Source organism: Corynebacterium sp. 13CS0277 (genome assembly GCF_002994655.1).
Lineage (GTDB): Bacteria > Actinomycetota > Actinomycetes > Mycobacteriales > Mycobacteriaceae > Corynebacterium.
Genome location: NZ_PPDL01000012.1, coordinates 13476 through 32091 on the forward strand (window position 1 = coordinate 13476; position 18616 = coordinate 32091).

14 protein-coding genes are annotated in these 18616 nt (G+C 69.7%); 8 read left to right on the plus strand and 6 right to left on the minus strand.

Annotation, left to right across the window (positions count from 1 at the left end):
- Positions 1 to 43 precede the first annotated feature (43 nt).
- A complete protein-coding gene (locus C1Y63_RS06430; protein ID WP_199189070.1) occupies positions 44 to 3451 on the minus strand; it encodes a pyruvate carboxylase in 3408 nt (1135 codons plus the stop codon).
- Positions 3452 to 3744: 293 nt separating this feature from the next.
- Here C1Y63_RS06430 and C1Y63_RS06435 point away from each other — a divergent pair, with 293 nt between their 5' ends.
- Positions 3745 to 4791, plus strand: a complete 1047-nt coding sequence (locus C1Y63_RS06435) for a hypothetical protein (protein ID WP_106015651.1) — start codon at positions 3745 to 3747, stop codon at positions 4789 to 4791.
- 204 nt (positions 4792 to 4995) lie between these two features.
- Here the strand turns inward: C1Y63_RS06435 and C1Y63_RS06440 are convergent, their stop codons facing one another.
- Both C1Y63_RS06440 and C1Y63_RS06445 read right to left on the minus strand, forming a co-directional pair.
- The gene (locus C1Y63_RS06440) at positions 4996 to 6405 is read right to left on the minus strand and encodes an NAD(P)H-quinone dehydrogenase (protein ID WP_106015652.1); all 1410 of its coding nucleotides are present in this window, start codon (positions 6403 to 6405) and stop codon (positions 4996 to 4998) included.
- Positions 6406 to 6724: 319 nt separating this feature from the next.
- A complete protein-coding gene (locus C1Y63_RS06445) occupies positions 6725 to 7987 on the minus strand; it encodes an amidohydrolase (protein WP_199189071.1) in 1263 nt (420 codons plus the stop codon).
- Positions 7988 to 8546: 559 nt separating this feature from the next.
- On the opposite strand from C1Y63_RS06445, the gene C1Y63_RS06450 reads away from it, so the two are divergent.
- Entirely contained in the window at positions 8547 to 9551 is a 1005-nt protein-coding gene (locus C1Y63_RS06450) for a purine-nucleoside phosphorylase (protein ID WP_106015654.1), read from the plus strand.
- Positions 9548 to 11182: a phospho-sugar mutase gene (locus C1Y63_RS06455; RefSeq protein WP_233195613.1), complete on the plus strand. Its 1635-nt coding sequence runs from the start codon at positions 9548 to 9550 to the stop codon at positions 11180 to 11182. Before C1Y63_RS06450 ends, C1Y63_RS06455 begins: the two co-directional genes overlap by 4 nt.
- Before the next feature lie 55 nt (positions 11183 to 11237).
- On the opposite strand, the gene C1Y63_RS06460 is transcribed toward C1Y63_RS06455, so the two are convergent.
- Positions 11238 to 11930 (minus strand): helix-turn-helix transcriptional regulator, encoded by a 693-nt coding sequence (locus C1Y63_RS06460; RefSeq protein ID WP_106015655.1) that lies wholly within the window; start codon positions 11928 to 11930, stop codon positions 11238 to 11240.
- 246 nt (positions 11931 to 12176) lie between these two features.
- The gene (gene upp, locus C1Y63_RS06465) at positions 12177 to 12812 is read right to left on the minus strand and encodes a uracil phosphoribosyltransferase (protein ID WP_106015656.1); all 636 of its coding nucleotides are present in this window, start codon (positions 12810 to 12812) and stop codon (positions 12177 to 12179) included.
- 458 nt (positions 12813 to 13270) lie between these two features.
- Between upp and C1Y63_RS06470 the strand changes: the two genes are divergently transcribed.
- The 5 genes from C1Y63_RS06470 to C1Y63_RS06490 all read left to right on the plus strand — a co-directional run bounded on the left by C1Y63_RS06470 (position 13271) and on the right by C1Y63_RS06490 (position 16896).
- The gene (locus C1Y63_RS06470) at positions 13271 to 13651 is read left to right on the plus strand and encodes a hypothetical protein (protein ID WP_106015657.1); all 381 of its coding nucleotides are present in this window, start codon (positions 13271 to 13273) and stop codon (positions 13649 to 13651) included.
- A complete protein-coding gene (locus C1Y63_RS13020; RefSeq protein WP_233195614.1) occupies positions 13644 to 14612 on the plus strand; it encodes a C40 family peptidase in 969 nt (322 codons plus the stop codon). The genes C1Y63_RS06470 and C1Y63_RS13020 overlap by 8 nt, the downstream gene beginning before the upstream one ends.
- 11 nt (positions 14613 to 14623) lie before the next feature.
- The gene (locus tag C1Y63_RS06480; protein ID WP_106015658.1) at positions 14624 to 15850 is read left to right on the plus strand and encodes a hypothetical protein; all 1227 of its coding nucleotides are present in this window, start codon (positions 14624 to 14626) and stop codon (positions 15848 to 15850) included.
- A 383-nt stretch (positions 15851 to 16233) separates the two neighbouring features.
- Complete coding sequence (locus tag C1Y63_RS06485) at positions 16234 to 16452, plus strand: PspC domain-containing protein (protein WP_158256104.1); 219 nt, start codon at positions 16234 to 16236, stop codon at positions 16450 to 16452.
- Between the two features lie 219 nt (positions 16453 to 16671).
- On the plus strand, positions 16672 to 16896 hold the full coding sequence (locus C1Y63_RS06490) for a PspC domain-containing protein (RefSeq protein WP_106015660.1): 225 nt from the start codon (positions 16672 to 16674) through the stop codon (positions 16894 to 16896).
- A 247-nt stretch (positions 16897 to 17143) separates the two neighbouring features.
- On the opposite strand, the gene C1Y63_RS06495 is transcribed toward C1Y63_RS06490, so the two are convergent.
- Complete coding sequence (locus C1Y63_RS06495) at positions 17144 to 18568, minus strand: adenosine deaminase (RefSeq protein WP_106015661.1); 1425 nt, start codon at positions 18566 to 18568, stop codon at positions 17144 to 17146.
- Positions 18569 to 18616 lie beyond the last annotated feature (48 nt).

Consider the following 18616-nt stretch of genomic DNA (forward strand, 5'->3'; position numbering starts at 1 on the left):
CTGCGGGCGGGCGGGGGCCACTGCCGTGGCGTGCGGCTGCGCGTTACTCGATGACGAGGAGCAGGTCGCCGCCTTCGACCTTGGCGGCCTGGGTGAGGACGACGCGGCTGACGCGACCGCTGGTCGGCGCGGTGATCGTCGCCTCCATCTTCATGGCCTCGATGATGGCGACCGGGTCGCCGGCCTTGACCTCGTCGCCGTCGATGACGGTGACAGTGACGACGCCCGCGAAGGGGGCGGCGACGTGGCCGGGCTGGCTCGGGTCGGCCTTTTCGGCGGCCTGGGTGGTGGATTCCACCGAGTGGTCGCGGACCCGCAGGGGGCGGATCTGGCCGTTGACGTTGAACACGACGGTGCGCATGCCCTTGTCGTCCGGCTCGGAGATCGCATCGAGGCGCACCACCAGGGCGGTGGAATCACCCAAGTCGATGACGGTTTCTTCGCCTTCGACGAGCCCGTAGAAGAATTCCCGGTCGTCGAGGATGGCGGTGTTGCCGAAGCGGCGGCGGTGTTCGACGAACTCGGCGGCCGGCTTGGGGAACATCAGCCGGTCGAGTGCGGCGCGGCGGGTGGCCACGTCATCGGAGTCAAGGTTGTCCTGCTCCTCGGCGGGAACCTCGACGAGGGCGGTGGAGGTTTCCGCGCGGCCTTCGAGGATGCGGCTGCGCAGCGGCTCCGGCCAGCCGCCGGGCGGGGTGCCGAGCTCCCCGCGGAGGAACGCGATGACGCTGTCGGGGATGTCGTACTTGTGGGGGTCGGCGACAAACTCGGCGGGGGTGACGTGCGCGCCCACGAGGTGCAGCGCCAGATCGCCGACCACCTTCGACGAGGGCGTGACCTTCGTCGGGCGGCCGAGCATCTCGTTGACGGCGGCGTAGTTGTCTTCGATGAGTTCGAATTGGTCCGCCAGGCCGAGGGCGACGGCCTGGGCACGGAGGTTCGACAGCTGCCCGCCGGGGATTTCGTGGCGGTACACCCGTCCCGTGGGGCCGGGGGTGCCGGACTCGAAGGGGGCGTACATGGTGCGCACGGCCTCCCAGTAGGGCTCCATGTCACTGACCGCGGCGAGGCTCAAGCCGGTGTCGCGGTAGGTGTCGGCGAAGGCGGCGACGATCGCCGACAGGCTCGGCTGGCTGGTGGTGCCGGACAGGGGCGCGCTGGCACCGTCGACGGCGTCGGCGCCGGCGTTCGCGGCCGCCAGGTAGGTGGCGAGCTGCCCGCCGGCGGTGTCGTGGGTGTGGACGTGCACCGGCAGGTCGAATTCTTTCCGCAGGGCGGTGACGAGCTTCGTCGCGGCCGCCGGCCGCAGCAGGCCCGCCATGTCCTTAATGGCCAACACGTGGGCACCCGAGTTGACGATCTCCTCGGCGAGCCGCAGGTAGTAGTCGAGGGTGTAGAGGTTTTCCTTCGGGTCGGCCAGGTTGCCGGAGTACGCCATGGCGACCTCCGCGACGGCGGTGCCGGTCTCCAGGACGGCGTCGATGGCGGGCCGCATCTGGGACACATCGTTGAGCGCGTCGAAAATGCGGAAGATGTCCACCCCGGAGCGGGCCGCCTCCGCGACGAAGGTGGCGCACACCGAATCCGGGTAGGGGGTGTAGCCGACGGCGTTGCGGCCGCGCAGCAGCATCTGGATGTTCACGTTCGGCATCGCCGCCCGCAGCTCGTCGAGGCGCGCCCACGGGTCCTCGTGCAGGAAGCGCAGCGCCACATCGTAGGTCGCCCCGCCCCAGGCCTCCACGGAGAGCAAATCGGGGGTGAGGTAGGAGATGTGGCGGGCCGCATCCACCAGCGCGGAGGAGCGCACGCGGGTCGCCAGCAGCGACTGGTGGGCGTCGCGGAACGTCGTATCCGTCACCGCGAGCGCATCCTGCTGGCGCAGCTGCCGGGCGAACTCGGCGGGGCCCAGGTCGCGCAGCTTGTCCCGGGAGCCGCGCGGGCGCGGGGTGTGGGGCAGCTCCGGGAGCTTGTCGACGGCGCGGACCTGCGCCGGCGGCAGGCCGTGCGGGCGGTTGACGGTGATGTCCGCCAGGTAGTCGAGGATGCGGCCCGGCTCGTCGTCGGCCGGCGGGGCGGACAGCAGCCAGGGGTGCTCCGCGATGAAGCTCGTCGCCACCCGCTGGGTGGTGAAGTCCTTCTCCCGCAGCAGGGCCCGCAGGAACCCAATGTTGGTCGCCACCCCGGACACGTGGAACTCGGCCAGGGCGCGCTGCGCGCGGGCCACGGCGGTGGCGAAGTCGCTGCCGCGGCAGGTCATCTTCACCAGCATCGAATCGAAGTGGGCGGTGATTTCGCCGCCCAGCTGGATCGCGCCATCGAGGCGCACGCCCGCACCGCCCGGGGAGCGGTAGGAGGTGATGGTGCCCGTGTCGGGGCGGAAACCGTTGGCCGGGTCCTCGGTGGTGATGCGGCACTGCAGGGCCGCGCCGTGCACCGCAATAGCGTCCTGGGTGAGCCCCAGTTCCTTCAAGGTCGCGCCGGCGGCGATCTGCATCTGTGCCTTCACCAAGTCCACCTGGGTGACTTCCTCGGTGACGGTGTGCTCCACCTGGATGCGGGGGTTCATCTCGATGAAGACGTACTCGCCCGCCTCGTCGACGAGGAACTCCACGGTGCCGGCACCGGAGTAGCCGATGTGCTTGCAGAAGCGCACCGCGTCCGCGCAGATCTTCTCCCGCAGCTCCGGCGAGATGTGCTGGGCGGGGGCGATCTCCACGACCTTCTGGTGGCGGCGCTGCAGGGAGCAGTCGCGCTCAAACAGGTGCACCACATCGCCGGTGTGGTCGCCCAGGATCTGCACCTCAATGTGCTGGGGGTTAATGACCGCGCGCTCAATGTAGACGCGCGCATCACCGAAGGCGCTCAACGCCTCCCGGGACGCCTCCGCCGCGAGGTGGCGCAGGTCTTTTTCCTCGGGGATGAAACGCATGCCGCGCCCGCCGCCACCGGCCACCGCCTTGACGAACAGCGGGTAGGCCTGGCCCTCGGCCTGGGCGACGAGGGTATCAATGTCGTCGGTGGGTTCCGACTCGTTCAGCGTGGGCAGGCCCGCCTCCCGGGCAGCTTTCACCGCGCGCGCCTTATCGCCCGTGAGGTCCAGCACCTCCGGGGAGGGACCAATGAAGGTCACGCCATTCTCGGCGCACTCCCGCGCCAGCTGCGCGTTCTCGCTGAGGAAGCCGTAGCCCGGGTACACCGCGTCCGCGTGGGATTCCTTCGCCGCGCGCAGAATCTCATCAATATCCAGGTAGGCCTTGACCGGGGAGCCCTCCGTGCCGATGCGGTACGCCTCGGAGGCGTGGGAGCGGTGGAAGGAGTTCCGGTCCTCCCGCGGATACACCGCCACGGTCTCGGCACCGATCTCGTAGGCGGCGCGGAACGCGCGGACGGCGATCTCGCCACGGTTGGCGACGAGGATTTTTTTAAAGCTGGCTACGCGAGGCGTACTCATGGGCGCGATTAGGGCCTTTCCTTCAAGCTAAGTACTTATGACTCAGGTCACTTGCACGGGGACTGTATCACAGCATCACAGCTGTAGCAGACCTGCTTCATAGTCATTATCACCCCCACGGACTACCCCCGCCGCCGCCCCCGCAGGACGCGCCCCACCCCCACCACCGGCCACCGGCGCGCCGAGACGCAGCGCCATCAGTCGGCCGCGCACACAACGCGGGTTTTATACGTCTATCCGCGGGCTAGGGTTTAGATGTTTATACGCAGCTGTGATGGGATACACTCGCCCCCATGGATGCCGCCGCCAACCCCTTCCGCGCGACACACATGACGCCGCCGCACACCTTCCTCGGCCGCACCGCGGCCCTCAAGGTCTGTGAGGACGCATTCCGCGGGCACGACCAAGGGCCCATCCTGGCAGTCTCCGGCCCGCGCGGCTCCGGACTCAGTAGCCTGCTGGGCGAGCTCCACCGACGCGCCAAGGACGCAGGCTGGGCCGTCCACGCGTGCACCCCTGCCGGACCCCACACGCCCGGATCGGACCTGCCGGCGACGGCGGATGCACTCCACACTGCGCTCAACCCCACCCCAGGCGCAGGCACCGGGCGCGGCGTCCTCCTCACCGTCGACGACGTGCACCACCTCCGACGCCGCGCACGCGACGAGATCCTCGCTGCAGCACACGCGCTGCGCCTCAGCGGCACCCCCAGCGTGCTCGTCTTCGCCGGCCGCAGTGGCACCATCGACACGCTCCGCACCCAGAATGACTCACTCCTACTGCGGGGTACACGCCGCTACCGCCTGGGCCCGCTCACCGAGGACGATGCCCGCACCCTCCTACAGCAGGTGGCCGCCGACTCCCCCATCCCCTTCACCGAGGACGCCGCCCGCATCGTGGCCGAGCTGGCGCAGGGGCACCCGCGCTTCCTGCAGCTGGCAGGCCAGCTCGCGTGGGATGCGGCCGCGGAGGAGGGGGCCACAACCATCGACGCTGCACTCGCCCGCGCGGTCACCCTCTCCGCCGCCACCACGCTGGGGGACAGTGCGTACAGCCTCGATATCCACCGGCTGCCGCAGCAACAGCAGCGCTTCCTCCACGCCATGGCCGACATCGCGACGGCACAGACGCTGCCTGAGCAGACCTACCCGCTAGCCGGGGCCCGCATCACGGACATCGCCGCGCACCTCGGCGCACAGGTCACCGATCTCTCCGGCATCCGGGCGCGGCTCCTCGCCCGCGACCTCATTGCCGCCCCCGCCCGCGGGCTGCTGGTCTTCACGCTGCCTGTCATGGACGCCTGGTTGCGCGGGCGGACACAACCCGAGGTCATCCACTAACCCCCGACGCGCGCGATAAGCCACGACGCCCGGCGGCTCCTTTGCCTGCGCGCCACGTCCACTCCTCCGCGACCCGTCGCCCTCCCCACGCGCTTCCCGGCCAGGCACCCTCCCCCACCCCACACAAACCACCGCCGCCACGGGCCGGGTGTGACAACCCAGCCGTGACGGCGGTGGTAACGAGGGTGGGTGGCTGCGCCAGGTTTAGCCGAGGTCGTCGTGCTGGACGAGCTGGCGGGCAGCCTCCGTGATGGACCCCGACAGGGTCGGGTACACGCTGAACGTGTTCGCCAGGTCCGTCACCGTGAGCCCCTTATCGACAGCGACGGCGATCGGGAGAATCAGCTCAGAGGCTGTCGGGGCGACGACGACGCCACCGATGACGAGGCCGGAGTTCTTCCGGCAGAACAGCTTGACGAAACCGTGGCGCAGGGAGCGCATCTTCGCACGCGCATTGGTAGCCAGCGGCAGCACGATGACACGGGCGGAGACCTCACCGGATTCGATTTCCTTGTGGGTGACACCCACGGCGGCGATCTCGGGGCGGGTGAACACGGCCGTCGCCACAGTCTTCAAACGCAGCGGGCTCACACCCTCACCGAGGGCGTGGTACATGGCGATACGGCCCTGCATCGCCGCCACGGAGGCGAGGGGGAACAGGTCGGTGCAGTCGCCGGCGGCGTACACGCCCGACACGGAGGTGCGGGACACCCGGTCAACCTTGATGTGGCCGGAGTCGGTGGTCTCCACGCCGACTTTTTCCAGTCCAAGGTCCTTGGTGTTCGGCACCGAACCCACCGTCATCAGGGCGTGGGAGCCGAAAATCTCCCGGCCGTCAGCGGTGCGCACGCACACCCCGCCGTCCTCGGTGCGGAACACCGAATCGACGCGGGCGTGCTTCTCCAGGGACACGCCGCGCTCCTCCAGGACGGTCTCCAGCACGTCGGCCGCATCGGCATCATCGTGCGGGAGGATACGGTCCCGGGAGGCCACCATCGTGACCTTCACGCCCAGCTCCGCGAACGCGGAGACGAACTCCGCGCCCGTCACACCGGAGCCGACGACGATGAGGTGCTCCGGGAGGGAATCAATGTCGTACACCTGACGCCAGGTGAGGATGCGCTCCCCGTCGGGCTGTGCGCCCGGCAGAATGCGCGGGGAGGCGCCCGTGGCGACGAGCACGAGATCGCACTCGATGGTCTCCTCCTCGCCGGAGGAGTGGGTGACCTTCACGTAGTGAATCGACTGCTTCGACTGGTAGTCGTCGAAGGCACCGCGGCCATCGATGACCCGGATGCCGGCGCGCGCCATCTGGCCGCGCACGTCACGTGACTGGTTTTCCGCCAGCGTCTTCACGCGCTCGTTGAGCTCCGCCAGGCGCAGCACCTTCGTGTCCGCGGTGTCGGCGAAACCCATGTCGTCCGCGCGGCGCAGGTCGGTCTTAATGCCGGTCGCCGCGATGAAGGACTTGCTGGGCACGCAGTCGTACAGCACTGCGGAGCCACCCAGGCCCTGATCCTCAACCAGGGTGATCTCGGCGCCGTACTTGGCGCCCGCGAGGGCAGCTTCGTAGCCGGCGGGGCCACCGCCGATGATGACAATGCGTTTGGTCACAGGTCCTCCGAGGAAAGAAAAAGACGAATAAGCCGACAAGAAAACGAAGAAGACAAAGCGAAGAGAAAAACCACTGGGCGCACCCTGCGGGCACAGACGCGAAAACCGCTGGCCCGCGCGGGGAGGTACCCACAGTCGTGCACGCCCAGCTTATCGGCCACCCCAGGCGAAGGCCTACCTAGCCCACACTCACCCCGCTACCCCCGCGAAGAAGACACCCCCGCTATACCCGTGCCCAACCGACACCCGCGCTGCCCACACCCGGGGGATACGTGACCTGCGCGGGCAGATCGACGGCGCGCGCCACACGCGCCTCTATCTAGAGTGTGTGGCGGTCGGCGGCGTCCTGCACCCCGGCGAGGCGTTCAGCGATCGCGCCGAACAGCCGCACGCCGACCCCGATGGCGCGGGGATCGACCACCAGATCTGCGCGGTGCAGATCATGCGGGGTGCCCTGCCCATCCCAGCAGCCCAGGCGCGCCATCGTCCCCGGCACGTGCTCCAAGTACCAGGAGAAGTCCTCCCCACCGGAGGACTGGGAGGCCTCCACCAGGCAGTGCGGGTCAATAGAGCGCGCCGCCTCCACGAGCAGCGCCGTCGCAGCATCATCGTTGATGACCGGCGGCACGCCCCGCAGGTACTCCACGGTGGCCGTGCACCCGGTCGGCGCAATGACCTGCTCGATGAGTTCTTCCAGCAGGGGGCGGATGCCGCGCCACACGTTCATGTCGGCGGTGCGGATCGTGCCCGCCACCATGCCTTCCTCCGGGATGGCATTCGGGGCGTGCCCCGCGGAGACCTGCCCGAACACCAGCACCGTGCCGGTGCGGGGATCCACCCGGCGGGACAACAACCCCGGCAGCTGGGTGGTGAGCAGCCCCAGGGCGTAGACCACATCGGCGGTCATGTGGGGGCGGCTCGAGTGCCCGCCCGGGCCCTGCACCCGGATGGTGAGCACATCCGCCGCCGAGGTAATCGCCCCGGCTTTCACACCGATCTGCCCGGTGCGCAGCTTCGGCTCCGCGTGCACGGCAAAAATGCTCGCCACGCCCTCCAACGCCCCCTGGGCAATCATGTCGGGCGCGCCACCGACCATGACTTCCTCCGCCGGCTGCAGGATGCAGCGCACCGGGGACGCCAACAGTTTCTCGTTGGCTTTGAGTGCGCACGCCAGTGCGGTGACGATCGTGGCGTGGGCGTCGTGCCCGCAGGCGTGCATGACACCGGGGACTTCGGAGGCGTACTCCACCCCGGACTGCTCCTGCATCGGCAGGGCATCAATATCGCCCCGAAACGCCACAATGTGCGGCGCGGCCGTCGGCACCGCCGCCACATCCGGCGCCCCGGGGGTGCGCGGCAGCGCGGTCGCGCCCGCCGGCTGCGGACCAATGTCCACCATGAGGCCGGTTTCCGCGAACAGGTGCGGCTGCATCCCGTGCGCGGACAGCACCTCCGCCAGGAACGCGGTGGTGCCGTGCTCGGCGTGGGAGAGCTCCGGGTGGGAGTGCAGGTGGGTAAACCACTCGAGCACCTCTTCGCGGTGGTCGAGGAGCCAAGCGTCGACAGCGGCGGCGAGCTTCACGGTGTGTCCTTTACTTCTCCCCTGGGGTGGGCATGGTGGTCCTGATCCGGCCACTCCGGGCCGGATGGCAGAGAGCCTGCTGGCCCGGGCGGCAGGAAGTAGCGCGGTTCGCATCTGTGCGAGGCACCCCGCTGCTGCAGCGCACCCCGCCAGAGGTAGGACCTCTCCACACGATAGCGCGCCGCGGGTGCGGCGCTTGGCGAAAGGCCCATCCCCGCCCCACCAAGCCCAGACGGCGCATCCACACACCACCCCAGCACCTGCGGATTATCCACAGGGCAGCCCCTCGACGCGCACCACCGCGCACGCGCCCCACGATGCGGACAGGCTGCGGGCGCTCACGGCGGCCACTGTGTTGGCCTTTGTGCTGCTCAGGTCGGTGATTCACCTGCTGGGCGACTGTGGTAGCTGCTGGGGTGCGTGGCCGGCCCGCGCGGCCAGGTGCGAGCGGCGCCTGCTCTTGTTGCAGGCCGCGTGGGGTGCGCCGGCTGCGGCGTTCGAACACAGGGGGTACTTTTCGCCGTCCTGGTGTCGGTCTTCGCTAGTACGCTGGGGCACTATGTCGGACCCCACCTACCCCAGCATCTTCCCGCTGCCCGCGCAGGAACCCACGACTGCTGCCACCTCCCCGCGGCAGCCGGTGCTCACCGTCCCCCTCCCGCAGGGGGCGCAGCCGCAGGACGGGCACACGCACCCCGCCGAGCCGCACACCCCGGAGGAGGTCGCCTCCGCGGCGGCCGCCGCACTCTGCCAGGCGGCCGGCGTGCCGCGCATCGACGTGGGCGTGGTGCTGGGCTCGGGATGGAAGCCCGCGGCGGAGCACCTGTGCACGGCAGGTGAGCTGCGGGCCCGGATCCCCGCGGCCAGCCTGCCGGGGTTCCTGCCGCCGACGGCCGAGGGGCACGGCAGCGACATCCTCGTCGTGGAGCTCGCCGCGGATGAGCAGCACCTCGCGGACGGGGAGGCACCTGCCGCAGGCGCAGCCGATGGGCGGGTCATCGTGGCCTTGCTTACGGGGCGTACCCACGCCTACGAGGGCGTGCCGATGTGGCGCACGGTGCACGGCGTGCGCACCCTCGCGGCGGCGGGCGCCCACACGGTGGTGCTCACGAACGCGGCCGGCGGCATCGTCGACGGCATGCGCGTCGGCGAGCCGGTGCTCATCGCCGACCACATCAACTGCACTGGGAAAACCCCGCTCGTCGGGGCGACGTTCGTCAACCTGGTGGACGCCTACTCGCCGCGGCTGCGGCAGCGGGTGCAGCAGCTGCGCCCGGGCACCCGGGAAGCGGTCTACGCAATGATGCCGGGTCCGCAATACGAAACCCCCGCGGAGATCCGCATGCTGTCGATCATGGGGGCGGGCCTGGTGGGCATGTCGACGGTGTACGAAACGATCGCGGCCCGCGCCGCCGGCCTGGAGGTCCTCGGCCTGTCGCTGGTGACGAACCTCGCCGCCGGGGTAACCGGCGAGCCGCTCAACCACGAGGAGGTGCTCGCGGCGGGCGCCGCCGCGGCCGCCGACTGCGGGGCCCTGCTGGCGAAGGTGGTGCGTGGGCTGTGACGCTGACGTTTGGTACCGCCGGGCTGCGCGCCCCCGTCGGCCCCGGGGCCGACCACATGAACGTCACCCAGGTCACCCGCGCCACCGCGGGGCTGGCGGCGTGGCTGGTGGAGCGCTCCGCCTCCCTGCACATCCCCCACCCGGCGGTCCTCGACGAGGAAACCGCCGGCCACATCGGGGCCACCATGTACGGGCAGAACGGGCCGCTGCGGGTCGCCGTCGGCTACGACGCCCGCTACGGCTCCCACACCTTCGCCGCCTGCGCGGCGGAAGTCTTCGCCGGCGCTGGCTTTGAGGTGTTCCTCCTGCCGACCCCGACGCCGACGCCCGTGATGCCGTGGCTGGTCCGCAGCCGCGGGCTGGACGCCGGCGTGCAGATCACGGCCTCCCACAACCCGGCCTCCGACAACGGCTACAAAGTCTTCCTGGCCGGCGGCGCCCAGCTCGTCAGCCCCGACGACCGGGCCATTGAGGCGCACATCGCCCACGTCACCGATCCGCTCGCAGTGCCCCGGGTGCCGGTGCGACCGGGCGCGGACCCGCTGCGCCGCTACATCGACGACATTGTGGAACGCGTCGCCCCGCCGGAGGGCGACAAGCTCCGCGTCGTCGGGGAACGCGCCGCCCTCGCGGTGACGTTTACCGCCATGCACGGTGTGGGCGGTCGCGCCCTCAACCAGGTCCTCCAGGCCGCCGGCTTTGCCCGCAGCCAACCGGTCGCCGCCCAGCAGTACCCCGACCCCACGTTCCCCACGGTGAGTTTCCCCAACCCGGAGGAACCCGGGGCGACGGACCTGCTCCTCGCTGAGGGCGCCGCCCAGGGGGCGGACCTGCTCATCGCTCTCGACCCGGATGCCGACCGCTGCGCGGTGGGCGTGCCCTACCACGACCCCACCACCGATCAGACGCAGTTTCGGATGCTGCGCGGCGACGAGCTCGGCCCGCTGCTGGCGACGCGGGTCGTGCCCGCCCACCCGGCGCACGCCACCACCCCGGCACCGGTCGTCGCCACGACGGTGGTGTCCTCGGAACTGCTGGGGCTCATCGCCGCCGACAAGGGCTGGGACTACCGGGAAACCCTCACCGGGTTCAAAAACCTCGCCCGGGCCGCCGATGATGCGCCCGGCGAGTTGGTCTACGCCTACGAGGAAGCCATCGGCACCTGCCCGCTGCCCGACCTCGTGCCGGATAAGGATGGCATCGCCACCGCCCTGCTGGTGTGCGCGTGGGCTGCGGAGCTCAAAGCCCAGGGCCGGGGGCTGCTCGACGAGCTGGATGCCATCTACCGCACCCACGGCTACTTCAGCGGCGCGCAGGTCTCCATCCGCACCGCGGATGCCGCCGACCTCGTGGATGCGCTCGCGCACCACGCGCCGGCCACGCTCGCGGGCATGGAGATCACCTCCTCCCCGCTGCGCAGCAACCAGGGTGTGGTGCTGCGGCTGCAGCCGGCAGACACGACAGAAGACACGGCGGCGGGCCCGCGCTGCCGGATCATTGGCCGCGCCTCCGGCACGGAGCCGAAGGCCAAGTTCTATGTGGAGATCTCCCGCACCAGCAGCACCCAGGAAGCGGAAGCCCTGCTGGCCCGGGTGCTCGTGGAACTCGAGGAACTCCTCGACCACATGTAGCAGTCACCCCCGACACCCCAGGCCCCTGTGTGGGCGTGGGGGCTACAGCCGCCCGCTACTGGGCTGCCGCCGGGGTGGCCTCCTCGGCGGCAGCATCCACTGCATCCACTACTTCCGGGGATGCCTCCGGCTCGTCGGCCGGGGCCTGCGCAGTGTCGTGCGCGTCCAATTGGGCGTCGAGATCGTCCAGCGCCGCCCGCAGATCCTCGGGCACCTGACCTTCCGGGAGTGCGGCCACCTGCTCGTGGAGGGCATCCCGGGTGCGCCGCAGCAACTCCACCACCTCTTCCGCCTGCGGCAGATGTGCCGCGCGGGCCGTGCGGTCCACCATGCTGTGGCCTGGCAGGAGGTGTTCGTCGATGCGTCGCTCCCCGCGGACTTCCGCGGGGCCGAAGGGGGCGGTGTCCTCCTCCGCAACGGGCCACACCACGTCGATATGCAGGTCTGCGGCCACGTGATAGTCGCAGGTTGTTGTCACCGCTGTCGTCGCCCCCGGCAGCAGCACCGCCACCGGCACATTGAGTGCCCGCGCCAGGCTGTAAATCGTGTAGAAGGTCGGGTTCGCAGGTTTTCCCGGGCGGGTTTCGTTGCGCTCCAGGTTGACGATCTGATTGCGGTGGACTCCCGCGAGGTGGGCCAGTTCCTCTTGGGTGAGGTTGCGCATGCTGCGCAGTAGTCGGAGCCGTGCGGAGAACGCCAGCCCGTAGCTGTCGAGGTGAAGGTCAAGTCCCTTGTCTGAAACACTCATGGCCTCCACTGTGGCGGAGGACTACGGCACTGTCTGCACAACACGTTGGGCAAAAGCACAACACACATGACATGCACATTTGCTACCTATCCGACTGTCATAATCACTAGTCGCGCCCGGCACCACATCCGCTGCCACCGCCCGCGGCACCATCGCCCCACAGTGCCCCAACGACAACAGCCAGGCCGAAGCCTGGCTGTAAGTGTTCCTCTCGCGTGCGGGCAGCGCCCGCCACACGCAAGGGGTTTAGAAGTCGATGTTGCGGGGGCCGTAGAGGCGGTCGCCCGCATCGCCCAGGCCGGGGACGATGTAGGCGTCGTCGTTGAGCTCCGGATCGATGGTGGCCGTCACGAGACGGACCGGCAGGCCAGAGTTCGCCAGGGCGTCCACGCCCGGCTGCGCGGAGACCATGCACACCGCAGTGATGTCGGTGGCGCCACGCTCCGCGAGGAGACGGATGGCGTAGAGCAGGGAACCACCAGTGGCGAGCATCGGGTCGACGACGAACACCGGCTGGCCAGTGAGGTCCTCCGGGAGGGCCTCAAGGTAGGGCACCGGCTCGTGGGTTTCCTCATTGCGGGCCAGGCCGATGAAGCCCACCTGGGCGTCGGGGATCATCGACAGCGCCGGGTCGATCATGCCGAGGCCTGCGCGGATGACGGGCACGATGATCGGCGGGTTCTCCAGGCGGGTGCCTTCGGCGGTGGCCACCGGGGTGGCCACGTCAAAGTTTTCGACCGGCAGGTCGCGGGATGCTTCGTAGATGAGCATCGCGCCGAGGTCCTTCAGCGCGGCGCGGAAGGCGGCGTTATCGCTGCGTGCGTCGCGCATGATGGTCAGTCGGGAGGCGGCCAAGGGGTGATCAACGACGGTGATGTCCATGTGTCTCATCCTAGGTCCGCCCAACCCGGCGGAGCCAACAGCAGTGCCGCGCCCCACACGACCCCGCCACACGCCCACCCGCGCGGCACCCGATCCTCACCCGCAGGACGTACCCCCGGGGCCTCATGTCACCAGTTTCACAGTGGCCGCACATCCGGCCCGAATCACGGGCCGACAGCGGCAGGCACCCACCCCGCCAGCCGCGGCACGCGCCCCGGCGCAACACGTACTCCGGGCCTGAAAAAATGACTGTGGCCTGCACGGGCGCTGGCCACGGCGCAGGCGGCAGGGGGCGCACCTTGGGGGCATCGGTGCCTGCCGCCCCGTGCCGTCGACGCCCGGCGCGCAGCCGTCGTCGGGGTGCTGGGCGCCGCCTGTCGGGCGCGCCAGCGGGGGTAGGTGAAGCCGCCGCGGCACCGGGGCGCACCATTTGTGGGCGCGGGCGTATCTCGACGGGCATGAGCACTACGCATTCTCCCGATCCTTGGTCCCCTTCCCCGTCCTCGTCTGCCGCGGCGGCGAACACGGCAGCTGGCGTCCGCGTCGAATTCGACATCGACGAGGCCCGCCGGCGCGCCGGCCGCCTGGAGCGCAGCGCCGCCGCCATCGAGATTCCTTTCCTCGGTGGTGTTGATGGCGCGGGCTCTGTGGCGGCTGACTTCCTCGCCGCGTTGAGTGACGCCACTGCCGCGGTGGCGCTGCGCGGGGAGGCGATGCGCGAGTACACCCGCCAGTTGGCGGCTGCCGCCTTCGACACCATTGATGCCTACGAGCGCGCCGACGAGGAGTTGTCGCAGGCATTGTCGGTGACCGACGAGGGAGGAGTCGGCCGTGTTTGATCTGCCCCGCATCATTGCCACCGCCGCGGCCCTCATCCCGGGTGGCCCGCCGCAGCTGGATGCGGCGTTCGCCGGCGGGGTGGCCGACACCCTGCACCTGGTGGAGGCGGTGGCCGCCGCCACGGGTGCGGCGACGGAGGTGCCGGTGGAGCACCTGGAGGTTCTTGACCGCCAACAGCAGCAGCTGGTGGAGGCGTTTCACGCGGCCGAAGGCCCGCTGCTGCGGGCGGCGGTGGACGTGGGGCGGCTGCTGCAGCAGGCGCTGACGGAGGCCGCCGGGCTGCTGCCCTTGGCGCTGAGCCCCGACCCGGCGATTGGGTTGCCGGCCCGCCTCGAATTGGAGGTGCTGGGGGCGCGCACCCTGGCGGCCGCGCAGGCCCGCGCGGAACAACTCGCCGTGGAGTTGCTGCCGGCGACGCGCAGTCTTGTGGCGGTGGCGCAGGAGCCGCATCCGCTGCCGACCACGCCGCGCGGGATGAGTGGCACCTCGCGCCTGGGTGGCGCGGTGGCGCGCAGCGTGCCCAAGGGGCCCTCCCCGCGGGGCGGGGGCGCTGGGATGCAGCCCATCCAGCAGACCACGCCGGTCCCCGGCGCCACCGGCGGGGGCGCGCCGACGGAGGCGGGCAAGAAGGCCGTCGCGGCGGCACTGTCCCAGGTGGGCACGCCGTACGTGTGGGGTGGCACCACCCCGGGCGTCGGCTTCGACTGCTCGGGGCTCACCCAGTGGGCGTGGCGGCAGGCCGGGGTGGAGTTGCCCCGCCTCGCGGAGCACCAGAGCATCGGCCGGCAGATCTCCGCCAGCGAGCTCGCCGAGGGCGACTTGCTGGTGTGGGACGGACACGTGGCGATGTATATCGGCGATGGCCAGATCGTGGAAGCCGGCAATCCGGTGTCTGTCTCCCCGCTGCGCGTGACGAACCTGGGGATGCCTTTTCAGGGCTACTTTCGTCCCACAGGGTAGAATGAGCCGCCATGGCTACCAACGGCATTGTTCCCGTCAAGATTTCTCTGCCCCAGGGCGACGTTTATACCCTCTGGGCACCCCTGTTTCGTGAGCACGGCTCCGAGTGGCAGGCACTTCTCGGTTACGGCGATGACGTCTACGGTTTCGCCACCCCCGGCGCGCTGCTGGCCTTCCTGGACTCCGGCGCACCGCACGATCTGACCGACCACCCCAAGTGGGGTGCGTTTGCCGCGGATTCCTCCCCGCTGCGCGTCGTGCCGGCTGCCCGTGAGCAGTTCGACATGGTGGAGCTGCCCGCCTGGTTGGCGGAGCGCCCCAGCCACAGCAACGTCACCTCCGTGGCGCGCGCGTTCCGTTTCGCCCGCTCCTTGGGTGATGTGGCACAGGAGCTGCCGGTGCAGTCGTTCTTCTCCTCCCACTCGCTGCTGGCGAACGTGGATCGCGGCAGCGATCACTACGCCGGCGAGGGTGGTTCCTCCGAGTGGAGTGGCGTGGGCCGCATCGTGCTGGGCGGCTGGCGTGCCGTGGTGGAGTCCATGGACGCCGCCATCGTGCTGCAGGACGTGGATGCCGACGCGGAGAAGGCCGCCACCGAGGCGATCGCCGCCGCGCAGGCTGCCGCTGAGCAGCGCGCGAAGCAGGAGGAAGAGGACGCCAAGAAGACCCTGCAGGCGGCCGACCCCTACGACCTGTCGGTGTGGGGCCAGGCCGGCATCGACCCGGTGAAGATCGTCATCGATGGCCGCACCCTGTACACCCTGCGCACCTACTTGAACGACCAGCCGGTGTTCCTGGGCTCCTACGGCCAGATCACGTCCTTCAACAACCGCAAGGCGTTTGTCCGCTGGCTCGTGGAGCACAAGGACCACAACATGGCGAACCTGTCGACCTGGCCGGAGATCATGGACGCTGCCAACGGCGGCACCCTGGAGATCACCGTCCACCCGGACAACACCTACGTGTTCACCGGCCTGGCGGAGGCCATCAACTCGGGCCCGGCGAAGGTCGACAAGGAGCAGCTGCTGCAGGCCTACAGCGTGCTGGCGGATGCGGCTGACTGGGCGAAGGACGACTCGGTGTCCTCCATCCTGGTGGCGAACCCCTCCATCCAGGAGTTCATCGCCTACGTCGGTGGTGCGCCGTCTGGCTATGTGCCGTCCGCCCCGTACACCTCTGAGGTGGAGGGCTGGAAGGACCTGGAGAACACTCTCATCGCCCGGTTCACCAAGTTCTAAACCGCCACCTCACCCCGGCGAAAGTCCCGCCGCATCTTCCGGTGGGTCACCGCCTGCCCGACACCCACGCCCTGCGCGCATCTGCGCCGGCGTGGGTGTCGTCGTCTGTGGGGCTGGTGCACAGCAGGAGGGCGCCGTCTGCGCTTCCCCGCGGGTTTCCCCAGGTGCCCTGACAGGGTTCGCCAGCGCCCCTGAAACGCCCACACGTGCCCGTGAAGCTGCGCCACCATGCACCGCCACCGTGCCCGCAGCCCCACCACCAGCGCACACACCACCACCGCGGCCACGCGTGTGGCGTGGGGCCTGCAGGCGGGCGCGAATCAGGGGAAAGATCAGGGCGCTCCCCGATGTGGGCCACTGCGTCCGGGCCTACTGTAGAAACCATGACCTACAACAACATGAATCTTCCCCAGCGTCGCCTCTACCGCTCCTCCACCGACAAAATGCTGCTCGGCGTGTGCGGCGGTGTCGCCCAGTACTTCGGTTGGGATCCGGCGATGGTCCGCATCGTCACCGTCCTTCTGGCGTTCGTCTTCAACGTCGTCAGCCCCTTCCTGTACCTCGTGGCCGCGATGGTCATGCCCCGCGAGCCGCGCTACTAGGCACCGCCACCGGCGCAGCGGCACACAGAAGCCGCCCGCGTCCTTTCCCTTCTCATCCCTTCTCACCTTTCTTTTCTTCTCTTCCTCTTCATCCATCTGCCGACGCAGACCCGATCCTTCTCCCCCGCCCCTGTGGTGCCCGTGGCACCGGGTACACGCGGGGCACAGCGGGAACGGAGTGTGCCGGCACCTCATTTTTCTTCTTAAGGAGAACCCCTCATGTCTTCCTCTTCCCTGCCCTCCCCGTTCGACACCTGGTACCGCTCCTCGGATGACAAGATGATCGCCGGCGTGTGCGGCGGCATCGCCCACCGCTATGGCCTGGATCCCGCGCTCGTGCGTTTCGGTGTGGTGGCCCTGGCCCTGCTGACGAACATCTCGATGGCGACGCTGATCCTCTACGGCGTGGCCTGGTACTTCCTCCCGGAGCAAAACACCAAGTAGCCCCAACCGCGCGCCTGCCTCTCCCCTGCCCTGGGCCTCGGCCCGGGGCAGTGCTGTGCACGGGGTGTCCCCCGATGCTCCTTGCAGCACGCACGTGCTGGATGCAACGCAGCCCACCGCCCGCCGGCCTTAGGTGCCGATGGAAGGTGGGCTGCGTTTGTGTCTGTGTGCTTCAGCGCGGTGCAGTGCTGTGTTGTGTTCTTATTCGTCCTTCGCGCAACACGCACAACCGCGCGCGGAGGTCCAGCTAGGAGTTCTCCGGGGTGGTGCCGCCGGTGATGCCAAGGTCGTCCAGGCTGATGCCGAGCTCCTCGAGGATGGCGGGGTCAATGCCGGCGAGTTCTTCCTCGCTCAGCTGCATCTGTTGCGCCAGCTCGGGCCCGGTGGGGGTGTCCTGGGTGTCGTCGCTGAGGTCCCCCTGGAGGGCGGCACCGATGCGGGCGTAGGTCGGTTCGATGAGGGTGGCGCTGATCTCTTCGCGCTGCAGCTCGCTGATGAAGGCCTGGCTGATCGCGTTGAGCGTGAGCGTGTACAAGGAGCCGAGGGTGTAGTCGAAGTAGCGCACCAGCACCATCATTTCCCCGGTCATGGTGGTGTCGCCCAACAGCCGGTTGTCGGTGTTGACGGTGACGGCGAAGCCCAGCTGGTGCAACAGCGGCAACGGGTGGTCGGCCATGTCGTCGACGACGCCGGTCTGCGTGTTGGAGGTCGGGCAGAGTTCCAGGGCGAGGCGGCGGTCGCGCACGTAGGAGGACAGGCGGCCGGGGTCAATGCCGTCGAGGGAGGCCGAGAAGTCCTCGTAGAGCCGGGCGCCGTGCCCGAGGCGCGCCGCCCCGACCTCAAGGGCACCGGCCAGGGAGTCGATGCCGGCGGCTTCGCCGGCGTGGACGGTGAAGGGCACATAGGCGGCCCGCAGCAGGTCGAAGGCCTCCTTGTGGCGGGTGGCGGGGAAGCCGTCTTCCGCGCCGGCGATATCAAAGGCGACGACGTAGCCGCGGCCCGGGGAATCGGCACCGTAATTATCGATGGTGAGCTGCGCGATCTCCTTCGTGCGGTCGGCGTGCCGCATGCCGCACACAATGAGCCGAGCCACGATGGGCCGGCCGGCCGCGGCGGCGGCCTCCTCGCCGGCGGCCAGGCCCCGGATGACGGCGTCCATAACCTCCTGCAGGGACATACCCTGGGCTTGGTGCTGCTCCGGGGCGAAGCGGAGTTCCGCGTAGACGACGTTGTCGGCGGCCAGGTCGGCCACCGCTTCGCGGGCGACCCGCTCCAGGGCGTCGGCGGTCTGCATGACGGCGGTGGTGTGGTCGAAGCACTCCAGGTAGCTGGGCAGCGAGCCCGAGTTCGCGGCCTCGACGAACCAGCGGCCGAGTTCCTCCGGGTCGGTGGTGGGGAGCCCCTCGTAGCCGCAGGCAGCGGCGAGTTCCACGATGGTGGCGGGCCGCAGCCCGCCGTCGAGGTGGTCGTGGAGCACCACCTTCGGCAGGGCGTGCACGATGGCCTCGTCCAGGGGCGCGCCCGGGGTCAGGTGGCTGGTGACGTGGGCGACTTCCTGCTCACGGGTCTCCACGTGGTCAGCATGGGTGTGTCCGTGGTGGGCGTGGGCGTGTCCGTGGTCGGCGTGGGTGTGATCGTCGGTGGCGTGCTGGGGGCTGTCCGTGGTGCTCATGATGGCTCACAGAATACCCCGCCCCGCCCACCCCACCGGCGCGCCCTG